Source organism: Microbacterium sp. AK009 (assembly GCF_013410955.1).
Lineage (GTDB): Bacteria > Actinomycetota > Actinomycetes > Actinomycetales > Microbacteriaceae > Microbacterium.
The window spans coordinates 397,956-407,721 of record NZ_JACCCG010000006.1 but is presented as its reverse complement, the minus strand read 5'-3'; the positions used below and the strand labels follow the sequence as shown (position 1 = coordinate 407,721).

The window sequence follows — 9,766 nt, the reverse complement described above, 5'->3', positions numbered from 1 at the left end:
ATACCTCGCACCGGTCGACTACGCTCGGCAATGCACCCATCAACTGGAAACCGACGACTCGCACAGCGACCGGACCGAATGAAGGGGGCGGCCCACCTGAAATGGGCGAGGAACCCGTGGTCTGGATCGTCACAGAAGCACCGGCCGCAATCTGATCGGCCTCCGTAACTGTCGCGCGCACCTGCACGAAGGGTGCACCACTCGCAACGGTCGCGAGTGGTACATCCGGATAAAGGACCGTCCCAACACTCGCAACACGTTGCAAAACCGTCGGGCCCGGCCTCAATGACTGGAACTCGCTCATCTTGATGAAGGGCGAATCTCCGCCGGGTGGCGCGAAGCCTGCTGCGACATAGAGCTGCCGAACCGCCCGCATCGTATCTGCCCCAACTTTCCCGTCCGCGGATAGTCCTAGTGCCTCCTGAAGAGCACGGACATCAGTCCCCACATCGTTCAGCCGGAGATCCCGGAAGAGCGGAACGTTGAGGAAAACGACAAAGATTGGCCGGTCGGAGACACTAGCCAACAATTGGCCGCTCCGCAGTTCTGAGCCAGGAACGACGGGAGCCGACGTCACGACAGCGAAGGCCGCATTCTCCGGGGGGGCAGCAAAGATGTTCTCCTGTGATGATCCAACGGTCTCCCCCTGGATGCGGATGGCGTCCGTAACGGAGCGCATCTCGACTGTTGAGTACACCGCGATGCGCTCGTCACGAGCTTCGAGGATCGAGGCATCCGGAGACCGAACCACTAAGCCAACGGCGAAAGCCGCGATCCCCACCAAAACAACTATGAGTGCGAACCCCAGGGCCCGCCAAGGGTGAGCAAACCGCTTCATCTGAGTGGCTATGAGCTGGCTCCACCCTCAGCGATAACACTGCGGGCCTTCGCTAGAACCTCGTCCACGGCCGCCCGGTACTCTCTCAATTCAGCCTCGCGCTGATCGATAAACGCTAGCTGTTGCCGCGTCTCGAAGTCGGCGAGCCTCTGTACTGTGTTGAGGTTCTGCTTGCACGACACGTCAATAGTGGCAACCCTGATGTGCTCTTCACCCGGCGCTGGTACCTGAGGTACAAGTACCGTCGCATCTGGGTCCCACGAAACACCCTCTGCTTCGACACAGGCGCGCCAGTCATTACGCGCATCTGTGAACGTTTGGGCAGTAAGCAGTGACTCGAAGGATTCGCGCATCCCCTCGTCGACCGGCGACGTCACCAACGGATCGGTGTTAACACCCATCAGAGGCAACAGCTCAGTGTCCGCGAAGCAGCGATCAACCGACTCCCACCAATCGTCATCAAATTGCTCCTCCATGGCGGACACTCGTTCAGCGTCGGCGGGCGGTGGGACCTCGTACCCGTTCGCTTCCGCCTCGGCCATCACCCACAAGCCGTAACGGCGATCCGGAAAAACGCTGGCGCTTTCCCAATCCTGGAAGGCACGCGGGAACTCTCGACCGCTTGCGTCCATGCATCGCGCCACAAGGAGCGCGTTGGCCTCGGACACCAGAGTAATCTCCTGCTCCGACATGGCATACGCCTCCAGCGGAAGGTCGATCTGTCCCGAATCGACATCGAGCTGCGCTCGTGCATCACTGTGATTGCGCGTCGGAGCGCTTCCACATCCAGTGACCAGCAGAAGCGTCACGGTGATGGCCGCGACAGCAATAGGTGCCGTTTTGTAACGCATACCGCGCGAAGACCTCAGTAGAAACGCAGGGACTCGATATTGTTCTCCGCCATGTGCGGCCAGGAGTAGTAGCCACCAGCGGTCGGCGGATAGAACATGGACCCGCCCGCGTATCCGACATCCATAAACCATGTGATGTTGTGGGTGCGCTTGTTAAAGGTCGAGCTGATGTTGTTCGGCCAGTAGATGACGCCCCCCGGCATGGACCACTGAGCAGACGTCCACGCTCCGAAGTTGCTGGCATAGTTCGGGTCGAACCATCCGCAGGCTCGATTCGACGAGCACTGAGCGATGCTCGCGGACGCCGGTGGGGCCACAGCGATCGCAGAAGTCGCTCCGACGACAAGCGCAAGGCCTATCGCCGCGCGCAGCCGACTCCTACCCCCCGTTGCTCGCTGGCGCAAGGGGATCAAACGTTCTTTGGCTTTCATGAGTCTTCCTCACCATTGAAAAAGCACAGCACAATCGAGACAACTCGGCGAAAGAAGATAAAGCGACAAGTTTGCTGGCCCGTCGCTGGCATCGACCCGGACGTTTCGCTCTTGGGGTTCGAACATTACACGCCGGAGCGATTTTGCGATGTAGGCCATCTGGGGGACAAAAGGCACTCACGCCACGCGTATCGTCGCGACGACGGTTCCCCATTTTGGGGCAGGCCTCATGCCGCTGATCTTCTGACGCCGAGGCCTTCGCGCGAGGTTAGACCCCCGCTTCGGTGAGATCCCGAGTGCGACAGGGGCCGTGTCGTAAGCCAAGGGATAGGAAACAGGTCGTGAGCCGAGACGCGCGGGCGGATGAAGCCCCGCCGTGCGAGCCGCCTCGGACGGGTCCTCCGGGAGTCAGTCGACGCGAGGAGCTGCTCCGCCATCGACCGGGTTAGCCAAGGCGTCGCCGTGACTAAGGACCATCCTGCGCATCATCACAGCGATAACGAGGCGTGGAGACGCAAGCTGGGTGACGATTGTTGGCTTTGGCGAGCGCCGGGCCGCGGTTCGCAGAGGGCGGATGCACCGGGAGCTGAGCCTGACTCGGCAGAAGATTACAGCTCTCTCACAGTGCTAGCGGTATCCGACGGCGAGCTTGATGATGGTTGCGCAGGACAGAATAACACGGCAAGCGCGAATCACGGCACGTCGTACGCGTGTGAAAACTCGAATCAGACCAACTGGGTCGCGACCAGCTACGGCACACTTGTTAGGAATGGCGTCACATATGAAACGCCCGGAGTCTATGACATCATCAACTTTCAGGATTGCGGGTGGTGACGCCAATGACATCCGTAAATCCCACGAAGCATGCCCCGGCCCGACTGGCCGCCGCGATCGCTAGCCTTGGACTGCTCACCGGAGCGGCTATCGGGGTTGGTAGCGCCCCCGGGGCGATGGCCGCCGAGCCCGAAGCCGCAGCAGCCGCAGAGGTCTACGTATTCGCGTCATGTAACCCAGATGGCAGTACGGCGTGGACCGCGACTGGTTCCGGCTTTAAGCCGGGTACGCAATGGTTCATGACGTCCGTGTCCACGTGGAATTACGTTGGCGGTGGCAGCGACTCAAACTCCGAGGGGCATGGAACGGTCACTTCGAGCAGCGGAGGATTCGTGAACACGTCGACTTAATATGGTCTAGCTGACCCGGGGCGAGAGACCTACCAGGTCGAAGTGACTATCGGAGGCGTTACGGGAATTGGCCAGGATAATTGTTGAGAGCCTTCGAGATGGAAGAGTCGATGTACAAGGAATCGCCCAACACGCGGCCGGGCGAGCCCCTGCGATCCTGGACTGCGGCGACGGATGTTGTGCGTGTGGACGCAATATTCACAGTTCGAATGGCAAATGCGCGCTCTGCTCTGACGTCAATCATCGCTGGCGAAAAGCTCGAGGCTGAGGACGTGATGGCCCTCGCCAGGCTAAATTCTTACAGCGTCGTTCGGTGGTACGAACCGATCGTCACATTTCTTCCAGACCCTCACATCGATCCAGCGATAGCAGGCGTATTTGGTCAGATATTGAGCGAGGTGTAGCACGACCGTCGTCGCGAACCTTCGGGCAAACGCGCGGCTCGCGGAAGGTCCACAGAGGGGTCTCCATCCCTGGTCTACTCCAAGCCAGCAGACCAGGGATGGACGGGTCTTCGGAATCAGAGGTGTAGTTGTGGTCTAAGCCCTGGCTTCCGAGAGAAGGGGTTGGCGATGCTGCTGGGAGCAGGCTCCGGGACCAACCGGAGCCGCGGAAGTGCTTGAACCGCCCGCCGCTCGTCGCGGCCGGGTGATTCAATTTGCCGTCCAACCCAGAAGCTCAATGGCAGTCTCTGACGCAATGAACGTCGCCGTTGGCTCTGTCGCGCGGCCGGGTGCGACACGTTCACCGCTACTCACCGTGAGCGGGTCGACGGGCCCGCTAGGCGGTCCTGCGTGTGACAAAGGCGTTGCAATAGGCAAGGGATACGAGACAGCTCGTGATCTGAGACGCGCGGCGGATGATCCCCAGCCGTGCGAACCTCGTCGGACGGGTCATGCGAGAAGTCGGTCGACGCGGAGAGCTGCGCCGTTGCCGATCACCTGACCTATGGGGTGACCTATGGGGCTTCGCCGAGCGATTGAGGTTCCCTATTCGGTACGCGTTTCTACTCACCCGGATAGGGTCGGAACTCGGCGGCGGAGAGGCGAGATGTGAACTGGGACATGCGATTGCCGGGAGCGGGTGTTCTGAACATTGTGCTTCCGCTGATGTTTGGTGTTCTGGCCGTGCTGACGGTGGCGCTGCCGGCACGGGTGTCTGTCTCGACGGTGCTCGCGCCGGCTGCCCTTGTGTTGTGGCTGGTTTGGTTGCTGTGGGCGTATCCGCGCATGACGTATCGCAGGGGCTCATTCACGATCATGAACCCGTTGCGCACCGTGTCGTTCACCGCCTCCGCGGAAGTCACGGTCTCGGGAACTGGAGTACCGCGGCTCTCGCATGGACGACGTTCCATCCGCCCGGTCGTTCTGCTCGTTTCGCCCGGAGGAGCAGTGGGCACTATGCGAGCGAATCAAGGGGTTTCTCGCGGCGTGAATGTCGTACGCATGGAGACACTCGCGCCGGGACACGAGGCAAACCCTGAGCGCGCCGCTTCGGTCCTCCAGAACGTGTGCGCCCGGGCCGGCGATCAACCCGCGAACTACATCCAACGATGGAACGGTGCAGCGATCGTCCTCACTCTGGCCCTTGTCGCGTGGGCGGCTACCACCGTTCTCGAATAGGGCGAGACTTCACGGCGTAATCTGCGACACGATGAAGGTCGCCGTCACCTCAGACGCTGGCACGTCGACGAGGATTTCCGCGGTCACGAGCGCACCGTTGTGCTCGATGGAGGCGAGGCGGGCTGAATAGACATCCCCTGTCGCGGGGGCTGCTGCAGTCAGGTCATCCTGCAGCCGATCCAAATCGGAGTCGCTCCATCCCCAGAATGAAGCCACGCGTTCGAGGTTGGGCAGGACGGTCAACCACGCGCCGTTGGCTTCGCGCACGATCTCAACCGAAGTGACGCGGTTGCCGCTCGCGACCAGTGTGAAGGAACGAACCAGATCCACGTTGAACGACCCGTCCGGCCCGAGCACCACGGCTTCGACCGGTGTTCGAGGTTCAAATGACTGTCTGCCATCCGCCTCGAGGCCGAGCTGACTGGCCGGAAGGGAGTTCTCACCGATGCGGACAAGCACACGACCTTGTCTAGTGAGGTAGTCCATCCCCGAGTCGGTGAATATCGACATCCGGTCTGACGCCTGTTGATCCTCACTTGCTGGTCGGCCAGGATCTGTCCACCACGAATTCTGCATCGCAATGACAGCTGCGACCACGCCGAGGCAAAGCAATGCCACGATCGCGGTGGGGACCCACGACAACAGCCTTCGCTGCTTTAATGCCGCGCGCGTCGACCTAACCATTACAAGTGCCAGCCCGAAAAGCAGCCAAAGGTGCCCGCGTCATCTGGAGAATTTACCTCGCGAGGCACCAAAAGCCAGGACCGAGCTGCGCCTTCTCTAAGTGCAATTCCGTCCTCACGGCCCCGCGCCTGGCGGAGCGATCCCGAGTGCGACAGGGGGCGTCGCGCAAGGCAAGGGATACGAGACGGACGGTCCGTCGGCGTGCGATCGCAGGTCACCCGCGTCGCGAGATCAGCTAATCGATTGCTCAGGTACGTTCGAGTTCAGAACTGCGTTTTCGGCCGACGTGGAGATTCGAGGGGATTTGTCCGGCAACGAAGACCTTCTGCGCACTTGGAGGGTGTCATCTGCGGTCATTCCGCCGGTGCTCGTCTTGATCGGTGGGGCCGTTCTTCTCACGATCGATCTTTATGGGTCCCTCTCTGTCAATACGATGAGCCCCGTCCCGTTGACGACCTACTTCACCATGACAGGGGTCGCGTTCTTGCTCATCCTCGTCGGCTTCCTGCTCCTTCGCATGGTGCCGCTCGACGGCACCGGCTGGTGGGCCCTCGTAACGGGCGGATCTCTCTGGCTCGTCTACTGGAGTTGGCCGTTCTATCTGGCATGGATCATCCCGATACCGGGCGCTGTGCTGATACTGCTCGCGACAGGCGCACTGGTCATCAGCAGCGGACTCTTCTTCTCCCGGTCCGATCCCCGACATGGGACGAGCGTCGGCATCCTGTCCGTCGGGTCGTTCATCTCCATGGGCATCATGCTCGCCAACCCCGTGTTCGGAGACCCTTACACACATGTGCCTTTCGCGCTTGCGGCAGTCCTGGCGGGGATCGCCTGGATCGTGACGGCGCTATTCGCGGTTAGCGGGCGCGAGCGCCGTTTCGTTCCGCCGCGACGATCGCAACCCGGACCGCCCCAACCAAGGCGGTGAGAAAACCGGTGAGGAAAAGAACCCAGAGCATGGGGTTCGCGCCGTCGATTCTCGTTTCATCGGCGAGTATGCCGTAGTTGTACAGCGCGACCCCAGCCGCGACGGTGACCACGAGACCGAGCCCGATAACCACGGCAGCCAGAGTCGTACGCATCTCAGAACCCTGCCACACTCGGAAATCTGACGACAGCGCGGATACCGATCGGCGTCGGGGCGTTCGACCCACGCTGCCGAGGGCGGCGCGTACACTCCGGGAAAGAAAAGGCGGACGAGATGGCAGCGAAGAACCCGTCCCTGTGGCAGCGCATCATTCGTTGGTTCCGGCCGCAGGCCGAGACCTACGAGACCCGCCAGGCTCGCCGAGCGGGGTCCGAGCCGCCCTCCGTCCCGCACATGCCTCCCACCGATCAACGGCGTCACGGGGGCAGCGCCGCTATCGGCGGGCACTGACCCTCCGCACCATCCGCAGCCGCGTCGGGCTGCCGCGACCACCCCGAACGCGTGCACCCTGGTTGCGTCCAAGGCTCGCCACGACGGTCGCGCCTATCGTCCGAGCGGCTCGCGCTGGCGACAACACACCGCGGCATGATCCCAACGACGTCCCGCCGAATGAGTGAGGGGGGCGAGCGGGCATTGTCTTTCCGGCGCCGGCCGGGTATTGGCTGGACATTCCTCGTGATCCGGGCGGGAGGCTGTGAGGATGACGCAATGAGCAGTGTCCAAAATCAGACTCTGACCGCCGACAGCGCAGCACTTGGTCGAGTTCGTGGCCCATGGTTACCGATCGTCGTGTCGGTCGCGGTTCCCGCGCTCCTGCTCGCTATCGGCGGTTTCCTACTCGGAACCGTCCAAGGCGACATCCCGTGGCCTGCGACGCCAGCTGAGGAAGCGGTGTACTACACGGGCGGATATCTCGCTTGGGGCGCTGTTGCTCTTGCCTTGACGGGAGCGGTCGCGGTCGCCATCATCTCGAAGGTGCGGTCGACGACGAAAAGACTGGGCTGGGGGGCCCTAACATTCGCGACGACCGCTGTCGTGGGCGGCGCGGCATTCTTCTCGGCGTTCGCGGTAGCTCAGGATCATTACCTCTTCGCCTTCAGCTAAGTCCGCCGCCGACACGTCCACCCTCGGAGGGCTCCCGAGAGCGACACGGCGCGTCGCGCAAGCCAAGGGATATGCGACAGATCGCTGTACGGGCATCCGATCGCAGATAGCCCCCGTCCGCGGTGCGTGAACTGCTTGAGGACGAGTTCCCACGGCCGTCCGGATAGTGTCGAGCCGTGTCTGACGTGGTGAGCGCATACTCCCGAAGAGCAGCCGAGTACAGCGACCAACTCGGTTCGATGACGACGATGCACCATGCGGACGTGCATCTGATCACCTCCTGGGCGAGGCAATGCGACGGGATCGTGCTCGACGCCGGTTGCGGGCCCGGTCACTGGACAGGGCATCTCACAGCGGCAGGGGTCGACGCCTGCGGCATCGATCGGGTTTCAACCTTCGTCCATCACGCTCGCGAGGTCCATCCCGGGACGCCGTTCAAGGTCGGCGACATCGACGCGATGCCATACCCGAACGCTGCGTTCGGAGGAGTGCTCGCGTGGTACTCACTCATCCACCACGATCCCAACGATATCGCCCGGCCCTTGGCGGAGATCACGCGAGTCCTTCGCCCCGGCGGCAGCTTGCTTGTCGGGTTCTTCCTCGGTGAGGCGATCGAAGAGTTCGATCATGCCGTCGTCAGGGCATTCCGCTGGCCCTCCGAAGCCCTCCGCGGCCGCCTCGTCAACGCCGGCTTCGAGATCCTCGAAACGCACACACGAACTGGATCGCTTGCGTCGTCGCCGAAACCGCACGCTGCGATCATCGCGCGCCGGCTTTAGTGCGCGCCGGCGTAAAGATCGCTAGGTGATTCATCAGCGGTCCCTTGGGGCTGAAGACACGTCGGGTGGTAAGGGTTCAGTCGCCGCTGATTGGAGGCAGCTGGTCTCGTTCCACCCTGATCGATGAAGAGTCCAGGCGTGGGTCGTTGCGGAGCCGCCTGAAGCTCGACAGCTCTGCGGCGATGATGAGGGAATCGGGGTAGAGGCGGCTGCCCCATGCCAACCGCCGGTCTGCGTCCCACGCGAACTCCGGGATGCGTCGCTCCGCCGCGATATCGGCGGGGACGAGATCGGCTTCCAAGTAGTCCTCTCCGTGCACGCGAACGGAAGGGGCGGTGGGCACCTCGCCGTATCCCACCCGCCGGAGGCGCCGCATCTGCAAGTCACCGATGACGTCGCGGAGCGCTTGCGCGGTGGATTCGTCCGGCTGACCCATGCACGAGACCAGGTCGTCAATCCCGGGATGCTCCGCCACGAGGTGACGGGTCGCTTCGAACCAGCTCAACGACGCGGAGTTCTCCTCGACATCGACGTACTGCGACCAGCGGACGAAGCTGCCGTCAACGTCAATGAAGGGCAGGTAAACGCGCAGCATCGGCAAGTCCCGGTGAGAGGCAGGGACGAGATCGCGAGCCCAGGTATGCCATCCGGAATCATCCAATACCCCGGTCCTATGGGTCATGCAGTCGACCGTAGCGAAGGCCGCAGCGACGCCGAGTGATCGCCGCGGGTTGTCATCACCAGACGCTCGGTCGGCGCGTGCGTGCGCTCACAGAGGCTGACCCGTCGCTCGCTTGATCCGAGGGCGCCGGCAGTACCGGCCTGTCAAGGGAAGTCGACTACGGTCACGCTGTCGCTCAGCGGCGTGCGTTCTCCATCCTCAACTTCCTCGGGACGGAATCTGAACATGCCCGCTTCGATGCGGGTGCCGGTCAGCAGCGTGACTCCGATTCCCATGCCTGCCCCACAGCTCGTCTGCTCCCATTCGCCATTGCGGATTTGGATCAGGCACAGCGTGTCGTTGCTCCCGCGAGCAAGGTAGAAATCGGCCCCCTCGACTTCGCCGACGAACCGGGTGCTGTCAGCATCGATGTCTTGCGAATCAGCGTCAGGGACAACATCACGGTCGGTCTGCACCGTTTCGAACTCCGGAAGCGTAAGTGAGGAGCAACCCGAAAGGATCAGGATGCAAGCTGACGACAGGAGCACCGTCCTTCGGAACCGCATCTCCGCACCCTACACGGCGACTCCCCGCGCCGGGAAGGTGCATTCCGAGCGTCGTCGTCGGGGTCGAAACCATTGCCGAGCCCGCTGAGATCGCTTTCACCGCCAACCGCCACTA

10 protein-coding genes are annotated in these 9,766 nt (G+C 62.3%); 4 read left to right on the top strand and 6 right to left on the bottom strand.

The features are described 5' to 3' along the window. The 3 genes from HDC37_RS16945 to HDC37_RS15615 all read right to left on the bottom strand — a co-directional run. Window positions 1–781 (bottom strand): peptidoglycan-binding protein (locus HDC37_RS16945; protein ID WP_218869852.1); only part of this gene is annotated, 781 nt, incomplete at its 3' end. Between the two features lie 65 nt (window positions 782–846). Beyond that, entirely contained in the window at window positions 847–1,689 is an 843-nt protein-coding gene (locus HDC37_RS15620) for a hypothetical protein (RefSeq protein WP_179561292.1), read from the bottom strand. 14 nt (window positions 1,690–1,703) lie between these two features. After that, window positions 1,704–2,120: a peptidase inhibitor family I36 protein gene (locus HDC37_RS15615; protein ID WP_179561291.1), complete on the bottom strand. Its 417-nt coding sequence runs from the start codon at window positions 2,118–2,120 to the stop codon at window positions 1,704–1,706. A gap of 2,236 nt (window positions 2,121–4,356) precedes the next feature. Here HDC37_RS15615 and HDC37_RS15610 point away from each other — a divergent pair. Then, window positions 4,357–4,926, top strand: a complete 570-nt coding sequence (locus HDC37_RS15610; RefSeq protein ID WP_179561290.1) for a hypothetical protein — start codon at window positions 4,357–4,359, stop codon at window positions 4,924–4,926. A 9-nt stretch (window positions 4,927–4,935) separates the two neighbouring features. Here HDC37_RS15610 and HDC37_RS15605 read toward each other — a convergent pair whose 3' ends face one another. Further along, window positions 4,936–5,385 (bottom strand): hypothetical protein, encoded by a 450-nt coding sequence (locus HDC37_RS15605; protein ID WP_179561289.1) that lies wholly within the window; start codon window positions 5,383–5,385, stop codon window positions 4,936–4,938. 511 nt (window positions 5,386–5,896) lie between these two features. Between HDC37_RS15605 and HDC37_RS15600 the strand changes: the two genes are divergently transcribed. The 3 genes from HDC37_RS15600 to HDC37_RS15590 all read left to right on the top strand — a co-directional run bounded on the left by HDC37_RS15600 (window position 5,897) and on the right by HDC37_RS15590 (window position 8,424). Next, a complete protein-coding gene (locus HDC37_RS15600) occupies window positions 5,897–6,541 on the top strand; it encodes a hypothetical protein (RefSeq protein ID WP_179561288.1) in 645 nt (214 codons plus the stop codon). Window positions 6,542–7,249: 708 nt separating this feature from the next. After that, window positions 7,250–7,645 carry a hypothetical protein gene (locus HDC37_RS15595; protein ID WP_179561287.1) on the top strand — a complete coding sequence of 132 codons (396 nt, stop codon included), beginning with the start codon at window positions 7,250–7,252 and terminating at the stop codon, window positions 7,643–7,645. 239 nt (window positions 7,646–7,884) lie between these two features. Next, entirely contained in the window at window positions 7,885–8,424 is a 540-nt protein-coding gene (locus HDC37_RS15590) for a class I SAM-dependent methyltransferase (RefSeq protein ID WP_218869851.1), read from the top strand. A 76-nt stretch (window positions 8,425–8,500) separates the two neighbouring features. Here HDC37_RS15590 and HDC37_RS15585 read toward each other — a convergent pair whose 3' ends face one another. After that, window positions 8,501–9,019, bottom strand: coding sequence for a hypothetical protein (locus HDC37_RS15585; protein WP_179561285.1), 519 nt, complete (start codon window positions 9,017–9,019; stop codon window positions 8,501–8,503). A gap of 230 nt (window positions 9,020–9,249) precedes the next feature. Continuing rightward, window positions 9,250–9,651 (bottom strand): hypothetical protein, encoded by a 402-nt coding sequence (locus HDC37_RS15580; protein ID WP_179561284.1) that lies wholly within the window; start codon window positions 9,649–9,651, stop codon window positions 9,250–9,252. Window positions 9,652–9,766: the final 115 nt, after the last annotated feature.

Excerpts from the sequence above, each read along its gene's own strand:
- HDC37_RS15620 (WP_179561292.1), bottom strand. The coding sequence starts at position 1,689 with ATGCGTTACAAAACGGCACCTATTGCTGTCGCGGCCATCACCGTGACG.
- HDC37_RS15615 (WP_179561291.1), bottom strand. The coding sequence starts at position 2,120 with ATGAAAGCCAAAGAACGTTTGATCCCCTTGCGCCAGCGAGCAACGGGG.
- HDC37_RS15595 (WP_179561287.1), top strand. The coding sequence starts at position 7,250 with ATGAGCAGTGTCCAAAATCAGACTCTGACCGCCGACAGCGCAGCACTT.
- HDC37_RS15590 (WP_218869851.1), top strand. The coding sequence starts at position 7,885 with ATGACGACGATGCACCATGCGGACGTGCATCTGATCACCTCCTGGGCG.
- HDC37_RS15585 (WP_179561285.1), bottom strand. The coding sequence starts at position 9,019 with ATGCTGCGCGTTTACCTGCCCTTCATTGACGTTGACGGCAGCTTCGTC.
- HDC37_RS15580 (WP_179561284.1), bottom strand. The coding sequence starts at position 9,651 with ATGCGGTTCCGAAGGACGGTGCTCCTGTCGTCAGCTTGCATCCTGATC.